General features: G+C 68.8%; 19 protein-coding genes and 2 tRNA genes. 12 read left to right on the plus strand and 9 right to left on the minus strand.

Annotation, left to right across the window (positions count from 1 at the left end; all coding sequences use genetic code 11):
- Positions 1–350, plus strand: a 350-nt coding sequence (locus tag ABVF28_RS16585) for a sugar phosphate isomerase/epimerase family protein (RefSeq protein WP_371029011.1), incomplete at its 5' end; no start/stop codon positions are given.
- Positions 351–447: 97 nt separating this feature from the next.
- On the opposite strand, the gene ABVF28_RS16590 is transcribed toward ABVF28_RS16585, so the two are convergent.
- The 3 genes from ABVF28_RS16590 to ABVF28_RS16600 form a co-directional block, all read right to left on the minus strand.
- The gene (locus ABVF28_RS16590) at positions 448–1464 is read right to left on the minus strand and encodes a restriction endonuclease subunit R (protein ID WP_371031373.1); all 1017 of its coding nucleotides are present in this window, start codon (positions 1462–1464) and stop codon (positions 448–450) included.
- Positions 1461–1931: a hypothetical protein gene (locus ABVF28_RS16595; RefSeq protein ID WP_371031374.1), complete on the minus strand. Its 471-nt coding sequence runs from the start codon at positions 1929–1931 to the stop codon at positions 1461–1463. The genes ABVF28_RS16590 and ABVF28_RS16595 overlap by 4 nt, the downstream gene beginning before the upstream one ends.
- A 92-nt stretch (positions 1932–2023) precedes the next feature.
- Positions 2024–3301 carry an ROK family protein gene (locus ABVF28_RS16600; protein ID WP_179557791.1) on the minus strand — a complete coding sequence of 426 codons (1278 nt, stop codon included), beginning with the start codon at positions 3299–3301 and terminating at the stop codon, positions 2024–2026.
- 111 nt (positions 3302–3412) lie between these two features.
- Here ABVF28_RS16600 and ABVF28_RS16605 point away from each other — a divergent pair, with 111 nt between their 5' ends.
- From ABVF28_RS16605 to nhaA, 6 genes are all read left to right on the plus strand, one after another.
- A complete protein-coding gene (locus ABVF28_RS16605) occupies positions 3413–4450 on the plus strand; it encodes a Gfo/Idh/MocA family protein (RefSeq protein ID WP_371031375.1) in 1038 nt (345 codons plus the stop codon).
- On the plus strand, positions 4447–5391 hold the full coding sequence (locus tag ABVF28_RS16610) for a hypothetical protein (protein WP_371031376.1): 945 nt from the start codon (positions 4447–4449) through the stop codon (positions 5389–5391). Before ABVF28_RS16605 ends, ABVF28_RS16610 begins: the two co-directional genes overlap by 4 nt.
- A gap of 128 nt (positions 5392–5519) precedes the next feature.
- Positions 5520–7022 (plus strand): MFS transporter, encoded by a 1503-nt coding sequence (locus ABVF28_RS16615; RefSeq protein WP_371031377.1) that lies wholly within the window; start codon positions 5520–5522, stop codon positions 7020–7022.
- A gap of 47 nt (positions 7023–7069) precedes the next feature.
- The gene (locus tag ABVF28_RS16620) at positions 7070–8650 is read left to right on the plus strand and encodes a GMC oxidoreductase (protein WP_371031378.1); all 1581 of its coding nucleotides are present in this window, start codon (positions 7070–7072) and stop codon (positions 8648–8650) included.
- 380 nt (positions 8651–9030) lie between these two features.
- Positions 9031–12060, plus strand: a complete 3030-nt coding sequence (locus tag ABVF28_RS16625; protein WP_371031379.1) for an aminotransferase — start codon at positions 9031–9033, stop codon at positions 12058–12060.
- A 132-nt stretch (positions 12061–12192) separates the two neighbouring features.
- A complete protein-coding gene (nhaA, locus tag ABVF28_RS16630) occupies positions 12193–13518 on the plus strand; it encodes a Na+/H+ antiporter NhaA (RefSeq protein WP_104312979.1) in 1326 nt (441 codons plus the stop codon).
- Between the two features lie 101 nt (positions 13519–13619).
- On the opposite strand, the gene ABVF28_RS16635 is transcribed toward nhaA, so the two are convergent.
- From ABVF28_RS16635 to ABVF28_RS16650, 4 genes are all read right to left on the minus strand, one after another.
- A complete protein-coding gene (locus ABVF28_RS16635) occupies positions 13620–15089 on the minus strand; it encodes an alanine/glycine:cation symporter family protein (protein ID WP_371031380.1) in 1470 nt (489 codons plus the stop codon).
- A 199-nt stretch (positions 15090–15288) separates the two neighbouring features.
- On the minus strand, positions 15289–17325 hold the full coding sequence (locus tag ABVF28_RS16640; protein WP_371031381.1) for a fructose-specific PTS transporter subunit EIIC: 2037 nt from the start codon (positions 17323–17325) through the stop codon (positions 15289–15291).
- The gene (locus ABVF28_RS16645) at positions 17322–18329 is read right to left on the minus strand and encodes a 1-phosphofructokinase family hexose kinase (RefSeq protein ID WP_371031382.1); all 1008 of its coding nucleotides are present in this window, start codon (positions 18327–18329) and stop codon (positions 17322–17324) included. The genes ABVF28_RS16640 and ABVF28_RS16645 overlap by 4 nt, the downstream gene beginning before the upstream one ends.
- On the minus strand, positions 18326–19111 hold the full coding sequence (locus ABVF28_RS16650; RefSeq protein ID WP_371031383.1) for a DeoR/GlpR family DNA-binding transcription regulator: 786 nt from the start codon (positions 19109–19111) through the stop codon (positions 18326–18328). The genes ABVF28_RS16645 and ABVF28_RS16650 overlap by 4 nt, the downstream gene beginning before the upstream one ends.
- 127 nt (positions 19112–19238) lie before the next feature.
- Between ABVF28_RS16650 and ABVF28_RS16655 the strand changes: the two genes are divergently transcribed.
- The 4 genes from ABVF28_RS16655 (at position 19239) to ABVF28_RS16670 (ending at position 21867) form a co-directional block, all read left to right on the plus strand.
- Positions 19239–20108: an inositol monophosphatase family protein gene (locus ABVF28_RS16655; protein WP_371031384.1), complete on the plus strand. Its 870-nt coding sequence runs from the start codon at positions 19239–19241 to the stop codon at positions 20106–20108.
- A gap of 228 nt (positions 20109–20336) precedes the next feature.
- Positions 20337–21590: a peptidoglycan DD-metalloendopeptidase family protein gene (locus ABVF28_RS16660; protein ID WP_371031385.1), complete on the plus strand. Its 1254-nt coding sequence runs from the start codon at positions 20337–20339 to the stop codon at positions 21588–21590.
- 96 nt (positions 21591–21686) lie between these two features.
- A tRNA-Thr gene (locus ABVF28_RS16665) sits at positions 21687–21761 on the plus strand.
- Positions 21762–21793: 32 nt separating this feature from the next.
- Positions 21794–21867 (plus strand) — tRNA-Met (locus tag ABVF28_RS16670).
- Positions 21868–22055: 188 nt separating this feature from the next.
- Here ABVF28_RS16670 and ABVF28_RS16675 read toward each other — a convergent pair.
- Positions 22056–22328, minus strand: coding sequence for a GlsB/YeaQ/YmgE family stress response membrane protein (locus ABVF28_RS16675; protein ID WP_371031386.1), 273 nt, complete (start codon positions 22326–22328; stop codon positions 22056–22058).
- A 283-nt stretch (positions 22329–22611) separates the two neighbouring features.
- Positions 22612–23301 (minus strand): fasciclin domain-containing protein, encoded by a 690-nt coding sequence (locus tag ABVF28_RS16680; protein WP_104252061.1) that lies wholly within the window; start codon positions 23299–23301, stop codon positions 22612–22614.
- Positions 23302–23587: 286 nt separating this feature from the next.
- Here ABVF28_RS16680 and ABVF28_RS16685 point away from each other — a divergent pair, with 286 nt between their 5' ends.
- On the plus strand, positions 23588–23800 hold the full coding sequence (locus ABVF28_RS16685) for a hypothetical protein (protein WP_371031387.1): 213 nt from the start codon (positions 23588–23590) through the stop codon (positions 23798–23800).
- Positions 23801–23911: the final 111 nt, after the last annotated feature.

Here is a 23911-nt window from a genome sequence, read left to right on the forward strand (position 1 = left end):
TGGGGTTCTTGTGGGACTTCCAGGACCGCATCTATCACGTGCACTGCAAGGACACGAAGAAGCGCCTCAGCAATGGCCGGAACGGGCGCTTGTCGTCGCACCTGCCGTGGGCTGACCCGAGGCGGGGCTGGGACTTCATCTCGACCGGGCACGGGGATGTGCCGTGGGAGGACTGCTTCCGCATGCTGAACGCGATCGGCTACGAGGGGCCGTTGTCGGTGGAGTGGGAGGACGCGGGCATGGACCGCCTCGTGGGTGCTCCTGAGGCGCTGGGGTTCGTGCGCAAGCTCTCCACGTACCGCCCGTCGGAGGCGGCCTTCGACTCGGCCTTCTCGACCAAGCAGGACTAAGCAGGGCCAGCCAGTCCAGCGACAAGAGTGCGGCAGATGCATGCTCCCGAGGATGGGAGCCTGCAGCTGCCGCACTCTTCTGCGCGGACGGCGGCAGTCAGGCAGCCACCGGCGTGGATGCGCCCTCGGCGATCGCCTCGCGGGCGAGCGCCAGGTGGGCGCGCGTCGCCTGCTCCGGCGTGAGCGAGTCGATCCACTCGTGGCCGCCCCACTCGCTGCAGAGCGTGCCCGTGAAGCCGACGCCGGCGAGCTCAGCCGAGATTTCCCGGATGGGGTTCGAGATGCGACCGTCGCGGTCGTCGAGGTCCCAGAACTTCAGGTGCACGCCACTCACCAGGGGCAGGATGCCGCGCAGATCCCGCGCATCCGACCGCCCGAACCGGATGACGAGGTTCATGAACATGGTGTGCACCTGCGGCGGCACGGTGCCGTCGCGGAGCGCGCCCTGGACGGCGGCGAGTGTCGCCGGGTTCCGCCAGTCGCGCTCGAGCGCATCGACGAGTGCCGGGTCGACCCCACCGGCCCGCAGCTTCGCGAGGTAGCTCGGCGGCAGCGACGGCATGAGCATGCTGATGTCGACGAGCAGGCGGATGCGGGGATCGTCGATCGCGGCGATCGCCTCGACGGCGGCCGCGTGCTGCGGCTTGTCGGGCGACTGCTGACCCTGGAGCTCCTCGTAGAGCGTCAGGCCGTGCTCGTGCAGGTCGGGGAGGAGCCGCTCGAGGAGCGCGGGTCCGGCCTGGCCGATCGGCAGGCGGATCCCCTCGGCGCCCAGTCGTTGTGCGCCGCGCAGCTGGGGGAGGAGGAACTCGTAGCGCTCGTCCTCTGAGCGACGTGCTGTCGCCGTCAGCCAGTCGTCGAGGCTCGCACCGACGATGCTCACCGAGGTGCCCGTGGCGTCGAGGGTCTCGCGGATGCTCGCCGTCTCGGCGTCCGTCGGGCTCGGGAACGTGCGCCAGGTCTGCGCTGCCTCGAGCTCGATGACGCCCGCGACGCCGGAAGCGCTGATCGACGCCGCGATCTCTGGCGAGGTGCGGTCGGCGACCATGAGCTCGGGCGACCAGTTGAAGGCGGATGCGGCGAGCGTCCACCCCTCGGGCAGCTGCGCGCTCACGCTGGGCTCCCGACGGCCTCGAGCGGCACGTCGCGGGATGCGCGCGGGGCCTCGAGCGGCGCATCCAGTTGCAGCCGGCGGGCGGCCGCGAACGGGAGGATGAGCGGCTGGCCCGGGCCCGCACCCATGTTGGGGATGAGCAGCTTGAAGGCGACGAGCACCTCGTGCGTGCCTGCCTCGAGGCTCACGTCGGAGCTCACGACGATCCTGTCCTGCACGAACCACCACGTCGGACTGGGTGCGAGCTCGGGCAGCGGCACGTCGTCTCCGTCGATCGTCACACGGAGGTCGTGGAGGCTCGCGAGCGGCAGAGAGCGGATCCAGGGCAGTGAGACGCGGAGGGAGAAGCCTGCGCCGTCGCTGTGCAGTGCGTCGTCGAGCAGGATCGCGAGGCTCACGAGCGCGCTCCCCGGGGTGCGCGGATGCGCGTGGCGTTGCTGGGCATGACACTCCTTTGTGACGGCCATCTTCGGCTTTAGAAGTGAATCTACCTGCTTATGTCTAAAATCGGAAGAAGTAGGGTGCTCTGCAGAAGTGCCACCGAGCGCGGTCCCCGCGATCAGCGCCCGAGCGCGAGCCCCGAGATCGTGGGACGCCCATCCGCGAACCAGCGCGTGAACGTCTCCTCGAAGAGCTGCTCGCGCACCATCGCCGCACCGCCACGCAGGGGTTCTCGCACGTCGTTGGCGGAGACGACGATGTTGAGGTCGCGCGTCGCGAGAGGGAGCGAGTGCTCGTAGACGCGCTGCCTGACCTCGGCGAGGAAGATCTCGCCGGCGGAGGCCAGGGCGCCGCCGACCACGATGACCTTCGGGTTGAACATGTTGACGAGGGCGGAGATCGATTCGCCGATGATCTTCGCGGAGCGCTGCGCGAGTTGGATGGCGAGCGCGTCGCCGTCCTCCGCGCACATCGCGATGAGCTCGGGGTTGAGTTCCTCCCCTGCACGGGCGCGCCGCGCGAGGAGCCCGTCGTCCCCCGCGTCGATTGCGAGCTGGGCGTCGCGGACAAGCGCCCAGCCGCCCGCCTCCGCTTCGAGGCAGCCGATCTTGCCGCACCGGCACTGCGAGGTCGAGCCGAACACCTTCACGTGGCCGATGTCTCCCGCCGCGCCGTTCGCGCCGCGGTGGATGCGCCCGCGCGAGACGAGGCCCGCGCCGATTCCGGAGCCGACCTTGACGTAGATGAGGTCGACCGAGGGCACCTGGCGATTCGTGCGCTCGTTGAGCGCGAGGAGGTTCGCGTCGTTGTCGACCCAGACGGGCGCATCGAAACGCTGCTCGAAACGGCGGCGGATATCGAAGCCGTTCCAACCGGGCATGATGGGCGGGGCCACGGGGCGGCCGGAGTCGAAGTCGACGGGGCCCGGGACGCCGACGGCGATGCCCCAGACGGGCAGCTCGCTGCCGCGCGTCTTCGTGTCGGCTGCGAGGAGCTCTTCGACGAGACCGAGGGCGGCATCCAGAGTCTCGGCGGGGCCGCGCGAGATCTCCCAGTCCAGGTGCGCCTGCGCGATCACGTCGCCCTCGAGCTGCGCCAGGCCGACGTGGATGTGCAGCGCGCCCAGGGCGCAGACCACGATGAGGCCGCTCTCGCCACGGAAGCGCAACGTGCGTGGGGCGCGGCCGCCAGACGAGGGGCCGACGTCGCCCTCTTCGAGGAAGCCCATGCTGATCGCCTGCTCGACTCGCTGGGTGACGACCCCTCGGCCGAGGCCCGTGACGGTGCCGATCTGCGGGCGGGTCTGGGCTTCGCCCATTCGCACGAGGTTGACGACGCGGAGAAGGCTCGTGACCTCATCGGTCTGGGCGCCGAAGCGGAGCGTTGACTCTCTCATGGGCGAACTGTACCCAATATGTCGACCTTGCGCCGCAGGAAGCACCCAGATACGTTCGTCCACAACGATCTTTCGCACGAAACATACAAAAGCGCATAAGGAAGTGGTCGCATGTGGTCAGTCGGCGTCATCGGGGCCGGGCCGGGTGTCTCCGCGCTCCACCTCCCCACCTTGGCTCGCTTCCCTGAGCTGTTCCGGGTTGTTCACATCGCCGACTCGGGGAGTGGCCGCGCGGCCGAACTCGCCGATCGTGCGGGTGCGAGCAGCAGCTCGGGTGTCGACGAGCTGTTCCAGGACAAGCGCGTGCAGGTCGCACTGATCTGCTCACCGCCCGCCGAGCACGCGGCGCACGTGCAGGCCGCCCTCGACGCCGGGGTGGTTGGCATCCTCTGCGAGAAACCCCTCGCCACGACCGTCGCGGAGGCGGAAGCGCTGGTTGCCGCGTGTCGCGAGCGGGGAGTCGCGCTGCTCATCGGCACCAACCATCTCTATGACCCCGGGTGGGTGCAGGCTCGGCGCGCGATCGGGGAGTTGCGCGCGCCGGTCGACAGCGTGCGGGTCACGCTGTCGTTGCCGCCGAACGACCGCTACCACCGGCTGGTCACCGAGGTTCCTGCGGGCGAGGCCTCTTCCGTGCGGCGTCCACCGCCCGGGCTCCCCGCCCATGTGCAGGCGGGCATCGTGCGGCAGCTTGTGTCGGGCCTCGCGATCCACGACCTGCCCGCCGTGCGCGACCTGCTTCCCGGGATCGATGGCATCGACTTCGCGCGCTTCGTCGCTCCGGTCGGGTTCGTTCTCGGCTACCGCTCGGGTGGCGCCCACGTGCAGATCGCGGCCGTCATGCGGGAGGACGGGGCAGATGCGTGCTGGCGGCTGACGGTGTCGGCGGGAGAGGCACGCGTCGATGTCCACTTCCCGCCCGCGTTTGTGCACGACGGTGCCGCTCACGTCACGGTTCGACAGGCTGACGGGACGGTCAGCTCACCGCCGAGGTCGCCGCGTGACGGCTACGAGGCCGAATGGCTGGCCCTCGCGGAACTCCTCGACGGCGGTGCCCCATTGGAGTACGACGAGCAGCTGGGGGACACGTGCTACGCCCTCGAGCTCGCCGCGGCCGCCGCGGCGCACATCCAGGCGAGCGCCTCGTGAGCGCGCGCGTGCCCGTCTTCGTGCCGCCGTTCGAATGTGACGCGGTCGGCCCTCGTGACGACGTCCTGGCTGCCTATCGCGCGGCGATCGAAGCGCTGCCGTTGAGTGCGGAGGCTGCGGGAGGGGCGGCGGGGGCGGTGGTTGTCGTGGACGGCCGTGTCACGGGTGGCTGGGTTGCCGGGCTCGACGCCGCCCTGGCCGCGGGCGCGCTCGGTGTCGTCGTCGACGAGGTGGTCCTGTTGGATGCGGTGGCGGATGCGAGTGCGGGAGTGGGAGCGAACTCGGGCACACAGGTGCGCGCGGGCGCCGGTGCAGGTGCGCCGATGAGCGCAGGCGTGGCATCGGTGGCGGGTTGCGTACCCGTGCTGGTCGCGCGGCGGTTCCTCCCGAGGGGTCTCGCTGATGGGGTGGGTGCGCTCGTGGAGCCTCTGACGGATGGGGCTCGACTGGTCACTGTCGAGGTCGGGGGCGCCGCCTCGAGCGGCGTCCTGCGCGACGCGCTCGGCTGGGCTCGGGTGCTGACCGGGTCGCAGCTGACGCTGACGGCTGTGCGAGGGGAGCCCAGGGGCGCGACCGCCCTGGCCGAGTCTGAGCCCGGCACGCCGGTAACGCTGTCCTGGCGGCGGAGCTCCGGCCCTCCGTGGCTGCGGGTCTCCGCGCTCGGTGCGTCAGAGGTCGAGGTCATCGTTGACGCCGGGACCGGTCATGCGAGCGGTGTGGTGCGTTCCGCGCACGGCGAGCAGCTGGTCGGGTCGGGCTACGAAGATCGGGTGCGCGGAGAGCTGCGTCGTGCGATCGAGGCGGTACGTGTCTCCGAACTGCGTGGCGACATCAGCGCGGAGTTGTCCGGCGTGCTCGCCGACCTGGAGCTCCAGCGGCAGATCGAGGCTGGGCTGCCGCCTCAGCGAGGCGGACATGAGCGACTTGCTGGCCATCTTTAGTTGTTTTTCAACATAAGTTTCGGTAGGGTAGGTCCGACGCAGGGGTTCCCCGAACCCGTCACCGGCCGCGACGCAGCGGCCGAGGGCACACCATGTCGCGTAGATCGTCCGATCGTTCGGGCCCTTTTATGCCACTCTCACCGTTGAGACTCCGTCTCCTTGTCGCATCCCTCCTCACCGTCTCCTTCCTCGGCGCCCTCGACCACACGGTCGTGTCGACCTCACTCGCGACCATCGCGGGCGACCTCGGCGCGCTCGAGCAGATGGGCTGGGTCGTCGTCAGCTACACGCTCGCGAGCACCGTCCTCCTGCCCGTGCTCGGGAAGCTCGGCGACATCGTCGGGCCCCGCGCCGTGTTCCTGTCGTCGCTCGTCCTGTTCCTCATCGCCTCCCTCGCGTGCGGCTTCGCCCCGAACATGGGCCTGCTCATCGTCGCCCGCGTCTTCCAGGGCATGAGCTCAGCTGGCCTGCAGCTCATGTCGCAGACGATCATCGCCCAGGTCACGAGCCCGCGCGCCCGCCCCAAGTACATGGCCATCATCGGAGCGGCGTTCCCCGTCGCGATCCTCATCGGACCGCTGCTCGGCGGCATCATCGCCGACAACTGGGGCTGGCAGTGGGTGTTCTGGGTGAACCTCCCCGTCGGCGTGGCCGCCCTGATCTTCGCGCTCGTCGCGATCCCGAGCATCCCCCGCGCCGCGGCTCCCGGATTCGACGTCCTCGGCTCGGTCGCCTTCACTGCGGCACTCGTCGCCCTCGTGCTCGGCGTGAGCTGGGTCTCCGACCCCGAGCTGCTCACGTCCGCGCTGTCGGCCTTCGGCATCGCGCTCGCCGCGTTCGCGCTGTTCTTCTGGGCAGAGGCGCGCGCCGTCAACCCGGTCGTGCCACTCCATATCTTCAAGAACCGCACCGTCGCCGCGGGCACGGCGCTCTCCGCGATCATCGGTGTCGGCCTCTTCTCCATCACCGCCTACCTCCCCACCTACGTGCAGATGGCGTACAGCACCACCGCGACCGTCTCGGGGCTCGTGCCCATCGCCACCGTCATGGGGATGCTCGTGAGCAACCTGCTCACGGGCTTCCTCGCCAGCCGCTCGGGTCGCTACCGCGTCTACCCGATCGTCGGCACGGCACTCGGCGCCGTCGGGCTCATCATCATGTCGATGCTGCCCGTCGGCCTCGCGCTCTGGGTGCCGATGGTCGTCATGTTCGCCGTCGGGCTCGGCACCGGCTCGTTCATGAGCCTCATCGTCGCGGTCGTGCAGAGCGCCGCCCCCAAGAACGCCACGGGCGCCGTCACGGCGAGCGTCAACATCGTCCGCCAAGTCGGGTCGACCGTCACGACCGCCATCATCGGCGGGGTGATCGGGGCCGGCGTCGCCGCCATGCTGCCCATCGGCTTCGACGCCGCGAGCCTCACACCGCAGCTCGTGCACGGCAGCGACGCGGCCTTCCAGGCGACCGTCGCACAGATCTACCGCGACGTCTTCGCGCCCATCTTCATCGGCCTCTCCGCCGCGTACGCCGTCGGCTTCGTCGCGGCGCTGCTGCTCCCGCCAGGGCGCCTCTCCAACGAGACGGGGAGCATCCCCGTCGTCGAACCCCAGAACGAGCCGGCGTCGCGCGCCTGAGCGCGGCAGCCGCATCCACTCACCCCTCACTTCCAAGGAGGAAGCCCATGACCAAGAACCCAGTCGTCGCGATCGTCGGCAGCGGACCCATCGGGGCCGCCTACGCGCGGATCCTCCTCGAGACGAACCCTGCCGTGCACGTCACCATGTTCGAAGCCGGACCGCAGCTCACCGACACCCCCGGCGAGAGCGTTCGCAACATCGCCGACCCGACGGAGAAGGAACTGGCCCGCGAGCGGTCGCAAGGGCCCCAGGCAGGCGACTTCCGCGAGTCGCTCGGCATCCCGAAGGCAGCCGTCGTCGAAGGGATGTTCACGGCCCGACAGGGCACGCACCTCCTCGACTTCGGCGGCGAGGGCTCCGCGCACACCGAGACGTTCCCGGCTGCGGCCGCCTCCACCAACGTCGGCGGCATGGGCGCGCACTGGACCTGCGCGACCCCCGCCCCCGAGTTCAGCGAGCGCGTCGACTTCATCGAGAACGCCGAATGGGATGAGCTCATCGTGAGCGCCGAGCGACTGCTGCACGTGCAGTCGGCGGCCTTCGCGGACTCCGGCGTGGGCGCTGCGATCCGCTCGCTTCTCTCCGAGGAGTTCTCCGCAGAACTGCCGGAGGGCTTCGGGCCGGGCACGCTCCCCGTCGCGGGCGACGCGCAGCCAGACGGCACCGTCCGCTGGGCGGGCGCCGACGTCGTCTTCGGCCCGCTCATCGAAGCAGGCAACCCCCTCGCGGAGCGCTTCGAGCTGCGCGACCTCACCCTCGTGCGTCGCGTCGAACGCGACGGTCCGGGCGCCGACGCTCGGGTCACGGGCATCACCGTCGAAGACCTTCGCACGGGAGAGACGAGCTTCGTCGCCGCCGACGCCGTGGTCGTCGCCGCCGACGCCTTCCGCTCGCCGCAGCTCCTCTGGGCGTCCGGCATCCGCCCGGCCGCCCTCGGCCGCTACCTCACCGAGCACCCCGTCGTCATCTCGACCGTCGCCCTCGACCCCGAGGGCATGGCGCGATTCGCCACCGACGCCGACCTCGAGGAGGAGCTCGCCCGCCGCGCCCTCAACCCGGCCGACCCCGTCGGCGCCGTCAACCGCATCCCCTTCTCCGAGCCCGACCATCCCTTCTCCCTGCAGGTCATGTACGCCGAGAACCCGCCGTTCCCGCTCGACCCCGCCCATCCGCACGCCGGCAACCGCTGGGGCTACGTCAACATGGGATACGGGATGCGCAAGCACCCGCGCGTCGAGGACGGCATCACGTTCCACGACGACGAGCTCGACTATCGCGGCTTCCCCAACATGACCGTCGACTACGCGCTCACGGACGTCGAGAAGGCGGAGATCGCCGACGGAGAGGCGCACCTTCGCCGCGCCGGCGAGAAACTCGGCACCTTCATCGCCGAACCGCGCCTCCTGCCGAACGGCTCGAGCCTCCACTACCAGGGCACGATGCGCGCCGGCGCGAACGACGACGGCACCACCGTCGCCGACCCCTACTCGCGGGTCTGGGGCATCGACAACCTCTACGTCGGCGGCAACGGACTCATCCCCACCGCCACCACGATGAACCCCACGCTCATGAGCGTCGCCATCGCGGTCCGCGGAGCGCGCAAGCTCGCAGAAGAACTCGCGTAGGGCACGCCCGCTTCCGGGCGTCGTCCAGCGTCGTCGGGCTGCCATCGTCGAGCATGCTTCGTCGTCGGGGTCTCGGGATGGGTTCCGCACTTCGGGATGGGGTGCTCCCCATCCCGAAGTGCGGAACCCATCCCCAGCCGCGCACGCCGGGCGTGGTTCGAGCATCGGCGTCCCCCCGCTGGTGGCTGCAACGGCAGGACCAGCCTTCTCGGGCTGGAAGATTCGCTTCGTTCGGGGAAAGTTCCCACAACGAAGTGAGGTTTCCAACTCGAAACTCCTGGCGCTGCCGGGTGCTCGCCCTCGATCGCGATGTCGGCGGCCGCCGCTAGCATTGCCTCGGTTCGACCGCGCACCGGTCGGCGACTCGAGGGGGAGCAGTCATGGCCGCATTCGCAGAGGGCATTCCGTCGTTCGCAGAGGGTCTGCCGCGCCCGAACATCACGATCGACGAGGTGCGTCGCCTCGCGGCCGAGCTGTACGGCGTCGCTGGTGAGGTTCGCGAGCTCGGCAGCCAGCAGGACCGCAACTTCCTGTTCACCGAGCCGGGTTCACCCCCGCACGCGCCGAGCCGCCGCGTCCTCTTCAAGGTCAGCAACCGGGCCGTGCGCCGCGACGAGATCGAGGCGCAGAACGAGGCCATGCGGCGGATGCTCGGGGCGGGCCACCCGTCGCCCGCCCCGCTGCCCAGCGTCAACGGCCATGACATCGAGACGGCCGACGTCGAGGGGTCGCCGCACAGCATCCGCCTGCTGACCTTCGTCGAGGGCACGCCCCTCATCGACTTCGAGCACTTCTCCGCCGACACGATCGCGGCCATGGGCACGCTCGTCGGGCAGGTCGTCGCGACGCTCGCCGGCTTCGAGCATCCCGGTCTCGACCGCGAGCTGCAGTGGGATCTGCGAGTCGGCGAGCAGCTCGTCGAGGAGCTCATCGGCTACGTCACCGAGCCCGAACGCCAGGCCTTCGTGCTCGGCGCGCTCGAGGACGTCACGGCCGCGCTGGCTCCCCTCAAGCACGAACTGCCGCTGCAGGCCATCCACGGCGACCTCACCGACGACAACCTCGTCGCGACGGCCGGCGCGCTCGGCCGCCCCGAGCTCTCCGGCATCATCGACTTCGGCGACGTGGGAACGGGGTGGCGCATCGCCGAGCTGGCGGTCGCCTGCACGGCCGTGTTCCACCACGACCCCGCTCGCCCCCTCGCCGTGCTGCCGCTCATCCGCGCCTTCGACGCGGTCGTGCCGCTCACCGACGCCGAGATCGACGCGCTCTGGCCGCTCATCGTGCTCCGGGGCGCGACCCTCGTCGTCAGCGGCCTGCAGCAGGTCGCCATCGACGAGGGCAACGACTATGCCGAGGAGGCCCTCGAGCGCGAGTGGACCATCTTCGCTGTCCCGGCCGCCCTCGACTCGCGCGTCGCGACGGCCGCGATCCGACGAGCACTCGGACGCACGGTCGCGCCAGGGCCAGCCACGGTACCCAGCGGCGCGACGCTCCTCGACCCCGAACTCGCCCGCCGCACCCGCGTCGTCACCCTCGACCACACGAGCACCGCACTGCGCGACGGCTCCTGGCTCGGTGACGAAGGGGCCGAAGCCGAGGCACAGCTGCTGCTGCTCGCCGCCCGCACGTGCGGGGTCGCCGCGACTCGCTTCGGCGAGCCGAGACTCACCCGCTCGGTGGGCGTCTCCCGCGACGCCCCCGCCAACGTCGCCACCGGCGTCGAGCTGTACAGCACAGGCGACCTCGCACTGACGGCACCGTTCTCGGGCCTCGTGTCCTCGGCCGAGGGACACGTCACGCTGACGGACGGCACGCGCACACTCGTGATCGCCGGTGCCCGCGGGCTCGTCGAGGGCCGCTCGCTCGAAGGGGAGAGCGCAGCTGTCCCCACTCGCGTCGACGAGGGTGACCCCTTCGCCGAGATCGCCGGCTGGGCGCAGGTCTCCCTGCAACTCGGCGAGGTGTCGGCGGTGGACGCCGCTGCCGCGCCGGTGCCGCGCTTCGTGACCGCCGAGGAGTTCCCGGCCTGGCTCGCCGTCATCGGCGACCCGAGCGAGCTCATCGGGCTCGCTCCGAGCGGGGGCAGAGCTGGAGCCGGAACAGGAGCCGACGAGACCCTCCGCGCGCGACTCGACACCTACGCGCCCCTGCAAGGCCACTACTACGCGCATCCGCCGCAGTTCGAGCGCGGCTGGCGCGAGATGCTCATCGACACCGATGGCCGCCACTACCTCGACATGGTCAACAACGTCACGGCCCTCGGCCACGGGCATCCCGTGCTTGCAGACGCGATCGCGCAGCAGTGGCGCATGCTCAACACCAACTCACGGTTCAACTACGCGTCGGTCGCCGAACTCAGCGCCCGGCTCCTCGAGACCCTCCCCGACACCTTCGACACCGTCTTGCTCGTCAACAGTGGCACCGAGGCCGTCGACCTCGCACTCCGGCTCACGAAGGCGTTCACGGGGCGCGACGACGTCGCCTGCGTCGAGGAGTCGTACCACGGCTGGTCGTACGCGGCCGATGCCGTCTCGACGTCGACCTCCGACAACCCGCTCGCCGCCGAGTTACGCGCCCCATGGGTGCACGCCTTCGACGCGCCCAACGCCTACCGGGGCACGCATCGTGGGGAGGACGCGGGTCAGCGGTATGCGGCGGATGCGCTCACCGAGCTCGAGCGCCTCGCCGCCGCGGGAACCCCAGTCGGCACGTTCATCGCGGAGCCGAGAAACGGCAACGCGGGTGCCATCGAGGTGCCCCCGGGCTACCTCGCTGCCGTCTACGACGCGGTCCGCGCCGGCGGGGGAGTGGTCATCTCCGACGAGGTCCAGGTCGGGTACGGGCGGCAGGGTGACGTGTTCTGGGGCTTCGAACAGCACGCCGGCCCTGACGGCGAGCCCATCGTTCCGGACGTGGTGACCGTTGCCAAGGCCATGGGTAACGGGCATCCGCTCGGCGCCGTCATCACGCGCTCCGAGATCGCCGAGGCCCTCGCCGACCAGGGCACCTTCTTCTCCTCCGCCGGCGGCTCCACGCTCAGCGCGAGGCTCGGCGTCACCGTGCTCGACATCATGCGCGACGACCGGCTGCAGGAGAACGCGCGCGAAATCGGCGGCTACCTGCGCGAGCAGCTGCTGGACCTCGCCGAACGGCAACCGCTCATCGGCGCCATCCACGGGCGCGGGCTGTACCAGGGCATCGAGCTGGTGCGCGACCGCGAGACCCTCGAGCCGGCCGCGGCCGAGACGCTCGCCCTCTGCGACCGGATGCTCGCCATCGGCATCGTCGTGCAGCCCACCGGCGACCGCGGCAACGTCCTGAAGGTGAAGCCGCCGCTGTGCTTCACGAAAGCGAGCGCCGACACGTTCGTCGCAGCCCTCGACGAGGTCCTCACCCGCGGCCTCTGAACGCCGCGCCGCGTCCGCATGCGCGCTGCGATGCACGCCGGGCGAGCGGTAGACTCGACTCCCGGTGTGCCGGGAAGTCTGGTCGGCGGCTGTGCCACAACCCGCTGGCCGGTCTCAGACGTCAGGAGAACCATGACAGCACCCGCCACTCGACCGACAGGCTTCGCGCGACTGAACGCGTGGATCATGCGCGAGACCACCGGAGGGGCCCTCCTCCTGTTCGCGGCCGCCATCGCCCTCATCTGGGCGAACTCGCCGTGGCGCGGAGGCTACGAGGCGCTCAGCGCGATCACGATCGGGCCAGCCGCCATCCACCTCGACCTGTCGCTCGCGACCTGGGCGGCCGACGGCCTGCTCGCGGTCTTCTTCTTCACCGTCGGCGTGGAGCTGAAGCACGAGTTCGTCTCGGGCAGCCTCCGCAAGCCGAAGGAGGCGGCGGTGCCAGTCCTCGGCGCCGTCGCGGGCATGGCGATGCCGGCCATCCTCTACGTGATCGCGGTGTCCGTCCTCGGCGACACCTCGGCGCTCCACGGCTGGGCGATCCCGACTGCGACGGACATCGCCTTCGCCCTGGGAGTCCTCGCCATCTTCGGACGCGGCCTCCCGCGCGGAGTCCGCACCTTCCTGCTGACGCTCGCGGTCGTCGACGACCTCCTCGCGATCGTCATCATCGCCATCTTCTACACGGCGGGCATCAACCTGCTCGCGCTGCTCGGATCGCTCGTCGCGGTCGGCGTCTTCCTGCTCGTCGTCCGCTCCAAGCGCCCCTCCTGGTGGCTGCTGCTGCCGATCGCGATCATCGCCTGGGTGCTCATGCACGAGGCGGGCGTGCATGCGACCATCGCGGGTGTGCTGCTCGGGTTCTGCGTGCCATCCAAGAAGGTGCACGGCGAAACCGACTCGCGCACGCATCGGTTCGGCGACAAGATCGGTCCGTTCTCGTCGGGCTTCGCGCTGCCCGTCTTCGCGTTCTTCGCCGCCGGTGTGAACATCGTGGACGGTGATGGTCTCGGAGCGGTGGTCTCGCAGCCCGTGTTCATCGCGATCGCAGCGGCACTCGTGCTCGGAAAGCTCATCGGCGTGCTCGGCATGACGGCGCTCGTCGTGAAGCTGACACCGCTGAGGCTCCCCGACGCGATCGGCGTCAGAGACCTGCTCCCGGTCGGCTTCCTCACCGGCATCGGCTTTACGGTCTCGCTGCTCATCGCCGAGCTCTCGTTCCCCGACTCAGAGCACACGGCGGCTGCGAAGCTCGCCGTGCTCGGCGGCAGCCTCCTCGCGGCCGTGCTCGCCGCGATCACGCTGCGTCACGACGCGAAGCGCGCTCGCAGCGACGACATGAACGAGGACGGCATCCCCGACATCGACAGGACGCCGATCGGAAGCGACGCCGACGAGTCCGAGATCGATGCCCACGTCGACGGGCGCGACGCGCAGCCGCACACCAAGGAGAGCTGATTCCAGCGTCACCGAGAAGAGCCGGGCCCGCATCCACGTATCAGTGGATGCGGGCCCGGCTCTGTTCTGCGCGGCAGGTGCGCTGCCTCAGCTGCGCCGGATCAGCCGCGCGCCTTGGCTTCGTCGACGACGGTGACGGGGCCCGTCACGCTGAGCTCGTTCTCCCAGCAGTGCACGCCCTGGAGCTCCGGGAGGCGTGAGCGCGTGAAGACGGGATCCTTGCCCAGCTTGCGCTGATCGGTGTAGTCCTTCAGCAGCTTGAAGGCCACGCCGGAGAGGAGGCCGATGGCGACGAGGTTCACGAGCGCCATGAGCCCCATGATGCCGTCTGCAGTGTTCCAGATGAGGTCGGCCGAGGCGATGGATCCGAGGAGGACGACGGCCACGACGGCGAAGCGGTAGACGCGGAGCACGTTCTTGTTCGGGTTGATGAACTCGATGTTCGATTCGCCGTAGTAGTAGTTGCCGATGATCGAGCTGAACGCGAGCAGGAAGATGATGATGCTCAGCAGGATGTTCGACCACGGCCCAAGCGCCCCGACGACGGCCGCTTGCGTGAGGGCGATTCCTCGTTCCGCCCCCGCGAGGTCCGGTGTCGAGACGAGGACGATGAATGCGGTGATCGAGCAGACCAGGAACGTGTCGAAGTAGACGCCGAGGGTCTGCACGAGGCCCTGCTTGACGGGGTGGGTGACTGCCGCGCTGGCGCCGGCGTTCGGCGCTGAGCCGAGGCCTGCCTCGTTGGAGAACATGCCTCGCTTGACGCCGGTCATGATGATGGTGCCCACGGTGGCGCCGAGCACCTCGTTGAAGCCGAACGCCTGGGTGAAGATCTGACCGAACACGACCGGGAGCTGGTCGATGTTCATGCCGACGATGACGATGCCGATGAGCAGGTACATGAGGGCCATGAGGGGCACGACGGCCTGCGTGATCGAGGCGATGCGGTGCACGCCGCCGAAGATGACGAGCGCCGTCAGGATGGCGAGGACGATGCCGACGACCCACGGGATCCAGCTGACGTCGCCGTCGAAGCTCGCGGAGACGGTCGCCGAGATGGTGTTCGCCTGAAGGGAGCTGAAGGCGAAGGGGAAGCAGATGACGAGGATGACGGCGAAGAGGATGCCCATCCAGCGTGACTTGAGCCCGTACTGCATGTAGTAGGCGGGCCCGCCGCGGAAGCTGTCCTTGTCGCGCACCTTGTAGAGCTGCCCGAGCGTGGACTCCACGAAGCTCGACGCGCCGCCGATGAAGGCCATCGCCCACATCCAGAACACCGCGCCTGGTCCGCCGATGGCGATCGCGGTGCCGACGCCGGCGATGTTGCCGACTCCGACTCGCGATGCGGCGGAGATCGTGAATGCCTGGAACGCGGAGACCGACTGCGGTTCGCCCGCCTCGTTGAGGGGGGTCTTGTTCGTGAGGGTGCGGAACATCTCCGGGATGAGGCGGAACTGGACCACGCCGGAGCGGATGGTGAAGTACACACCGAGCAGGGCCAGGATGGGCAGCACTGCCCACGTCCACAGCAAGTCACCGCCGGCGAGTATGAGTTCGTTGATGAAGTCCATAGTGTGAGTATGCCCGCAGGGAAGTTTCGCTGGAGTAACGATGCGGACTACTGGGATGGACGACATCGCACCGGTCCCGTGCGCGGACGCTCTTGCAACGAGTCTCGGGATGGGTTCCACGCTTCCGGATGGGGTGCAACCCATCCCGAAGCGCGGAACCCATCCCGAGTCAGAGGGAGGTGTCCGCGACGCGAGCGACCTAGTGCGCCAGCTCACCCTGCAGCGAGGCGGCGGCCGGAACGTCGGCGTCAACCGGAGCCTTGCGCACCCACTTCTTGAGGGCGATGACGGTGAGGCCGGAGATGACGGTTCCGATGAGGATCGCGAGCACGAACCAGAGCAGGTTGCCGATGGCGAAGAACACGAAGATTCCGCCGTGGGGTGCCTGCGAGGTGACGCCCGTGGCCATGGTGATGGCACCGGTGGCGGCGCCGCCGAGGATGCTCGCGGGGATCACACGCAGCGGGTCGGCTGCGGCGAACGGGATGGCGCCTTCGGAGATGAAGGCTGCACCGAGGAGCCAGGCCGCGCGGCCGTTCTCCTTCTCCACGGGGGAGAAGAGGCGCGGTGCGATGGTGGTGGCGAGTGCCATGGCGAGCGGCGGGACCATGCCGGCTGCCATGACGGTGGCCATGATCATCCAGGGTGCCTGGTTGTCGAAGGATCCGGCGCCGAGGCCGGCGACTGCGAACGCGTAGGCGACCTTGTTGACGGGGCCTCCGAGGTCGAAGCACATCATGGTGCCGAGGATGATGCCGAGGAGCACGGCGCTGGCGCCGGTGAGGCCGGTGAGCCAGGTGTTGAGGCCGTTGGTGAGGGCCGCGATGGGGCCGCCGAGGAGGATGACCATGAGGCCGGAGGCGATGATGGAGCCGACGAGCGGGATGATGACGACCGGCATGAGGCCGCGCATCCAGCGGGGCACGTTCCACGAGCCGATCCAGTAGGCCGCGCCACCTGCGATGAGGCCACCGACGATGCCGCCGATGAAGCCGGCGCCCATGATGCCTGCGACGGCACCGGCGACGAAGCCGGGCGCGATGCCTGGGCGGTCGGCGATGGCGTAGGCGATGTAGCCGGCGAGGGCTGGCACGAGGAAGCCCATCGAGGCTTGCCCGATGGCGGATGCGACGGCACCCAGGTAGACGAGGAGGCCCGAGCGGGTCGCTTCGTCTGGCGGCAGGTTGAAGAGCGAGTTCTGCAGGATGATGTCGGTGTTGCGGCCGTCGCTGACGATGTCGTAGCCGCCGAGGAGGAAGCCGAGCGCGATGAGGAGTCCGCCACCTGCGACGAACGGGATCATGTAGCTGACGCCGGTGAGCAGCCAGCGCTTGATGCGGGCGCCGATGCTCTCGTTGGCGTTGTTCTCGGAGGCTTCGCTGGAGTCGGCGGCCGGGACGCGCTTGGCGTTCGGGTCCTTGGCTGCTGCGACGGCTTCGCCCAGGAGCTCGTCCGGGTGGTCGATGCCGCGCTTCACGGGCGACTGCACAACCGGCTTGCCGGCGAAGCGGCCGCGGTCGCGCACGTCGACGTCGTTGGCGAAGATGACGGCGTCTGCACGCTTGATGATCGCGGGGTCGAGCGGGGTGACCTTCGAGGAGCCCTGCGGCTCGACGTAGAACTCGATGCCCATCTCCTTGGCCTTCGCGGTGAGCGCATCCGCTGACATGAAGGTGTGGGCGATGCCGGTCGCGCAGGACGTGACGGCCACAATGACGGGGCCGGTGGATGCTCCGCTCGCGGCGGGAGCCGCGGGTGCGGCCGCGGCTGCCGACTTCTCTTCCTCGGGCTCGAGCGCCTTCTCGACGATCGCGACGATCTCTTCCGCGGTGGTCGCGGCGCGGAGCGAGTCGTTGAACTCGGGGACCATGAGGGAGCGGGCGAGCTTGGAGAGCATCTGGAGGTGCTCGTCGTGGGCGCCGTCGGGGGCGGCGATGAAGAAGACGAGGTCGCTGGGCCCGTCGTGGGCGCCGAAGTCGACACCCGGGTTGAGGCGCGACATGGCGAGCGTGGCCTCGGTGACGGCGCCGGAGCGGCAGTGCGGGATGGCGATGCCGCCGGGCACGCCGGTTGCTCCCTGTTCTTCGCGGGCGAGGGCGTCGGCGGCGAGCCCTGCGGCGTCGGTCGCGCGGCCCTGCGAGACGACGCGTTCGGCGAGGTTGCGGATGACATCGGTCTTGTCCGCACCCAGGTCGACGTCGAGGGCGACGAGCCCTGGCGTGATGTAGGTGGTCATGATGCGTTCTCCTTGGTGCTGGTTGCGATGCTGTTGCTGTGTTCGCCGGTGGTGGCGAGGTGGTCGATGCGGACGAGGTCCGGCTGTGTCTGCTCGGGGGACGGGACTCCGCTGCCGGGGAGGGAAGCTGCGGCGCTTCCGTGGGCGACGGCTTGGGCGAGGGCGCGTTCGGGGGTGGCCCCGGTGACGCTCGCGAGCAGGTAGCCGGCGAGCGACGAGTCGCCTGCTCCGACGGTGCTGCGCACGCGAGTGGGTGGCGGGGTGGCGAAGAGGCTGGTGGTGGCGTCTCGGTAGATGGCGCCTGCTCCTCCGAGGGTGGCGAGCACGGCGTCGGCTCCCCGTTCGAGGGCTCTCCCCGCAGCGTCGGCGGCGAGCTGCGGGTCGGCTTCGAGGGTGTCTCCGTCGGAGATGCCGCTCAGGTCGGCGAGCTCGAAGGCGTTCGGCTTGATGAGCTGCACGCGGGTTCCGGATGCGAGGAGTGCTTCGAGCGGGGCGTCTGAGCTGTCGACGGCGACGCGCGGTGATGCGTCGCCGAGCTCGGCGCGAACGGCCTCGATGAGCGTTGCGTAGAAGGAGCAGTCGACTCCGAGCGGCAGGGAGCCCGCGAGGACAAGCCAGTCGGCGCCGTGGGATGCGGCGACGACGGCGGCGACGAGGGCGTCTGCTTCTTCGGCGCTGAGGTGCGGGCCGGGCTCGTTGAGCTTGGTGGTGGTGCCGTCGGTCTCGGTGACGGCGAAGTTGGTGCGCACCTTGCCTTCGATGCGGACGGGGAGCATCCGGAGCCCCTCGGCTTCGACGAGGTGCGTGAAGTCGTCGTCTGCGGATGCGGGGAAGATGGCGAGGTTGTCGAGCTTGGAGGCGCGGAGGGCGCGGGAGACGTTGATGCCCTTGCCGCCCGCCTGCGACTCGCTGCCGGTGAGTCGCTGGACTTCACCTCGAGCGAGCGGGTGGGGGAGGGCGAGGGTCTTGTCGATTGCTGGGTTGGCGGTGACGGTGACGATCATGCGAGCACTGCTTCCACGTCGTTCTCGGTGAGCGCGGCGGCGAGTGCCGCACGCGGGGGCTGGTCGGTGACCAGGGCATCGACGCTGGAGAGCGGCGCGATGTGGGTGAGGGCGTCTTGGTCGAACTTGGAGGCGTCGACGGCGACGACCACACGGCGGGCGCCTCGGCACATGGCCGACTTCACTGCCGCCTCGTCGGGGTCTGGGGTGCTGAGCCCGAATTCGGCGCTGATGCCATTGGTGCCGACGAAGGCGAGGTCGGGGCGGAGCGCGGCGAGCTGGGCGAGGGCGCTCGGGCCGACGGCGGCGCTCGTGAGGCCTCGCACTCGCCCGCCGATGGCGATCGTCGTGAGCTCGCTGTGCGCCGCGAGGAGCGCGAGGATGGGCAGGGAGTTGCTGATGACCTGCAGCTTCGCGAGCTCGTCTGAGGGTCGTCGCACGAGGGCCGCGGCGATCTCGGCGGTGGTCGTCCCGGCGTCGATGAGGATGGAGCCGGTGAAGCCGCGCGGGATGAGTCGCTCGGCGGCCTCCCCGATGCGGACCTTCGCGTCGTGGTTGAGCGGCTGGCGTTCGGCGACGGCGGTCTCGGCGAGGCTGCCGAGGGCGTTGCTGACCGCTCCGCCGTGGACTCGTCTGACGAGGTTCTCGAGCTCGAGCTGGTCGAGGTCGCGACGGATGGTCTCGGGGGTGACGTCGAGGTCGCCTGCGAGTTCGCGCACGGCGACTTTCCCGTGCTGGGTGATGCGTTCGAGGATGAGCGCGTGCCGCTCCGTTGCGTACATGGATGCTCCTGTGCGATCCGGGTGTTGGTTCTGGTGGAGAGCGTACGCCCGAAGCAGACCTAAAACAAGAGAAACAAACATGAACACAGAATCAACCCGCGAAGGGCGCGCTTGCTACGCTCCAGCGGTGACCCAACGCGACGCTTCCTCACCTGCACCAGACGCCGATCAGTTCGCTCCCGAGCAGCTACGGGAACTCCTCGACATCGCGGTGACGCTCGCGACGGAGGCCGGCGATCTCGTGGCTGCGCGCCGGAAGGAAGGTGTGGCGGTCGCCGACACGAAGTCGTCGTCGGTGGACATCGTCACCGCATCTGACCGGGAATCAGAGGCCCACATCCGCCGCCGTCTCGAGGAGCTGCGCCCCGGCGACGGCTTCTTCGGTGAGGAGTCGGACGCCACGGCAAGCGAGACAGGACTGACCTGGGTGGTCGACCCCATCGATGGCACCGTCAACTACCTCTACGGCTACCCGAACTACTCGGTGAGCGTCGCGGTCGTTCTCGGCAATCCAGGTTCTGAGCCCTCGAGCTTCACCGCGCTCGCCTCAGCCGTCGTCAACCCGGAAGGTCGCGAGTCCTTCACTGCCATGCGCGGGCAGGGGTCCTGGTGCAACGGCGAGCGGCTGCACGTGGACGCGGCCCCGCCTCTCGAGCTCGCTCTCGTCGGCACGGGCTTCAGCTACTCGGCCGAGCGTCGTGTGCAGCAGGCGGAGCAGTGGACGACGCTTGCCAGCCGCGTGCGCGATCTGCGCCGCGTGGGCGCCGCATCCCTTGATCTCTGCAACATCGCGATCAATCGGCTGGATGCGTACTACGAGTCGGGGCTGAACCCGTGGGATCACGCAGGGGCGGCGCTGGTCGCCCGTGAGGCCGGAGCCATCGTCGTGGGCGAGGCGATGGGGCGCGAAGGGCGGCGTCTGATCATCGCCGCGAAGCCGGGTCTCGAGGTCGAGCTGGCCGATCTGGTCACGGTGCTTCCTGGGGTTGGCCTCTGAATCCGTCACAGTGGCACGCCCGGGGTGCGCTCGACAGCAAGAATTACGCCCGACTTGAAACGTCGTTGGCTCCCGCGCCTTCCCGCGTGACTGCTGGCCACGCGGTCGATGGGCCGACCCTCGCGACGGGCCACACAGAGCCTCGATTCTCCGGAGACCTTGAAGTTTCCGTGACCTGCGCGTTACTATTTACCAGTTCGTTATAAACCGCGGTAAGGATATGAATCGTTGACTTCCCTTCTCACATCGGGCCAGGAGCAGGCTCAGCCGGCGCCCATGACCCGTCGAGAACTCCGCGAAGCAGAGCGTCTCGCATCGCTCGCGGCTAGCGCGCCAGAGGCAACGCCGGAGGCATTCACCTCCCGCCGTGCCCGCCGCGAGGCGGAGCGCACCTCGACTCCAGTGCAGACGGCCCCCGTCATCACCGCGGCCCTTGCGCCGCAGGTCGTGTCGATCGCCGAGGCGGCGCCCGTCGTCTCCGCACCTGCACCGGCCCCCGCGTCCATCGTCACGCCGAGCATCGCCGAAGTCGCGCAGATCCGCTCCGACGAGACCGAGTCGACCGCTCGCATCGAGCGCGCTTCGGTCGCGGTCCTCGAAGTGCCGCTGAGCTTCGCACGCAACGAACAGGCTCTTCGCCCCGAGGTCGACAGCAAGACCGGCCGCCGCGGCCTCGTCCGCGTCAAGAACTCGGAGTCGTCGCACAAGAAGCGCGGCGCCCTCCTCCGCGGCGCGGCAGGCGTCACGGCACTCGGCTTCGCGGCGACCATCGCCGTCGTCTCGACGATGCCCGCCAACGCGACCTCCACTCAGGAAGACCAGGTCGCAGGCGACAGCGCAGCAGCGCTGGCCGACGCCGTCTCTTCGGTTCCCGGCCAGACCCTCACGGTCTCCGGTGGCGAAGGCACGACGGTCGAGCGCGAAGACGCGTACGCCGTCACCACGATGGGGTCGGCCACCGCCGCCAACCTCATGAGCCTCGTCGACCGAGGCACCTACAAGAACGACCTCTCCTCGACGGTCCAGTGGCCGTTCCCGGTCGGCGTCGCGATCACCGACGACTTCGGTCCTCGCGTCTCGCCTGGTGGCATCGGCAGCACGAACCACATGGGCATCGACTTCGCACCCGCTCAGGGCACGCCGATCGGCTCGATCGCCGGCGGCACCGTCAAGAGCGTCACTCCGACCGACAACGGCGGCCTCGGCGTGCACGTCATCGTCGAGCACGTCATCAACGGGCAGAGCTACGAGAGCGTCTACGGCCACATGCTGACCGGCTCCATCTCGGTCAAGGTCGGCGACGTCGTCAAGGTCGGCGACGAGCTCGGCAAGGTCGGCAACACGGGCGCATCCACTGGCCCCCACCTGCACCTCGAGGTGCACACGGCGGACGGCAACAAGATCGACCCGATCGCCTTCCTCACGCAGTTCAACGTGGTTTCCACGGTCGTCACGATGCCAGGCGAAAGCGCTGGCGCGTAACACGCGGTCCACGACGAGGGTCGTGTTCTCACGGGGTTCCGTGAGGTGCTATCCTCATCTGGTGCCATTCCGAGCCACAAGCTCGATTGGCATCTCGCCCCGATAGCTCAGTGGTAGAGCACTTCCATGGTAAGGAAGGGGTCGTCGGTTCAAACCCGACTCGGGGCTCCATTCTGGAGCAGATGTCTGTTGCAGAAACCCTTGGCTGGGTAGCTCAGTTGGTGAGAGCGCACGACTCATAATCGTGAGGTCGAGAGTTCGAATCTCTCTCCAGCTACAGATGAAGACCCGGTTGCCGTTCTGGCAGCCGGGTCTTTTGTCGTGCCGAGCGTTGCAGGTTGTGCATCGCATCGCGCCTGTGCCCGCGCCCGCGTGCCCGAGTGTTGAGCTCTTCGTGACAGCTCAACGCAGAACAGCGGGCCCCGGCGATTGCCGGGACCCGCTGTTCTGGTCGTGCGAGGCGTCTTACGCCTTGTTCTTGCTGCCGCGGCTTGTGATGAAGCCCCAGATGACGAGCACGATGAGCGACCCGCCGATGGCGAGCAGCCAGCTGCTCAGCGAGAAGAACGAGTCGACGTCAGCGCCGAAGAGCGCCGTGCCGATCCATCCACCCAGCAGTGCGCCGATGACGCCGAGGATGAGGGTTGCGATCCATCCGCCGCCCTGCCTGCCGGGCAGGATGAGCTTCGCGATGGCCCCGGCGATGAGTCCGAGAAGGAGGAATGCGAGGAATCCCATGAGAGCTCCAAAGTTCGATGTTGACTGTAGTCGCCGGTGTCGGACGCTGGCCGCCTCTTGTGGCGCTTGTGGCGCTCAGCGGTGCAGCCAGGCTCTTCACCGGACAGTCCATTGTGGACCCCGGATATCGGTATATGGAAATCCTGTGCGCGAACACTCGGAAAGCCGTGCTCTTCCTGTGATAATCGCGGTCATATCCGCCAAATGCGCAAAAAGAATCAGAGAAAGGCCCCGGATGCAAGATCCGGGGCCTTATCTGTTATTTGTGTTAGTAGGTACTGCCTTACATCTTCGACGGCGGCATGAGCACCGAGTCGATCAGGTAGACAGTCGCGTTGGCCGTCTGGACTCCACCGCAGATGACCTTGGCGCCACCGGCACCGACGGTCAGGTCGTCGCCCGAGCCCTCAACGGTGACGGTCTCGCCCTGGACGGTCGTGTGCTCGCCAGCGATCTCGTCAGGCAGGATCTGTCCCTCGACGACGTGGTAGGTCAGGATGCCCGAGAGCAGGTCCGCGTCGGTCTTGAGCGTCTCGATCGTGCCGGCATCGATCTTGCCGAAGGCCTCATCCACCGGTGCGAACACCGTGAACTCGCCACCGTTCAGCGTCGAGACGAGGTCGACATCAGGGTTGAGCTGTCCGGAGACCGCTGCGGTGAGCTGCGTGAGCAGCGGGTTGTTGGAGGCCGCGACCGCAACCGGGTCCTGGGACATGCCCTGAACCGAGCCAGCGCCGTCCGGCACCTGTGCCGCGTAGTCCGCGCAGCCGGGGCCAACGAGGTTGGCGGCTGGGTCCATCGTCTCCATGGAGGTCTCCATGGGCGACTCCATGGTCGTCTCCATGGGGGACGCTTCCATCGAGGCGTCAGGCTCAGCCGTGGGGGCCGAGTTCGAGCAGGCTGCCAGGCCGAAGGTCGAGATGGCCGCCAGCGAGAGGAGGGCGAGTGAGCCCTTCCTGGTGATAGTGCGCATAACTTCACTCCTCATTTCTCGGCCGGTGGGCCGGAGCCGCATCCGTTGCGGTTCACTGAGACATTCGGAGGCCCTCCCGGGACGGATTGGAAAAGTTCGGAATAAATTCTGGGGCGTCGCAATCGCGGGTTTCGAGTCCTTACATATGGGTGCCCCTCCTAGGCCCGGGATGTGACCTCCTCCAGCAACAGAAGAGGTGGTGAGACCAAACCGAAACGGACACCGCTCCGAACTCCGTTCACAGGCATCACTGACCGCCTGACAGCCACGCTGCAGGGAGCGCAACATGATCTCGCTAGGACTCATCGGCTTCCTCGGAGGCCTCATCACGGGAATATCGCCGTGCATCCTCCCGGTGCTGCCCGTCATCTTCTTCTCGGGCGGCGTGCAGGGTGCGCGCAGCGACGAGGAGATGCAAGCCGAGGCCCAGGATCCCGGGGCCGATGGGCCCGACGAGGGCACGCTCAAGACGAGAGTCAAGAGGGCTCTTCGCAGTTGAGGGTGTAGTCGGGGTTCGTGGATAGGGGTCGAGGTCTTCCAGGATGGAAGTTCCTACACTGCCCATCCGCCGGAAGACCTCGACGTGCACCACGCTACCTTCGCCGCGCCC

It is taken from the genome of Pseudoclavibacter sp. JSM 162008 (genome assembly GCF_041366455.1).
Lineage (GTDB): Bacteria > Actinomycetota > Actinomycetes > Actinomycetales > Microbacteriaceae > Pseudoclavibacter.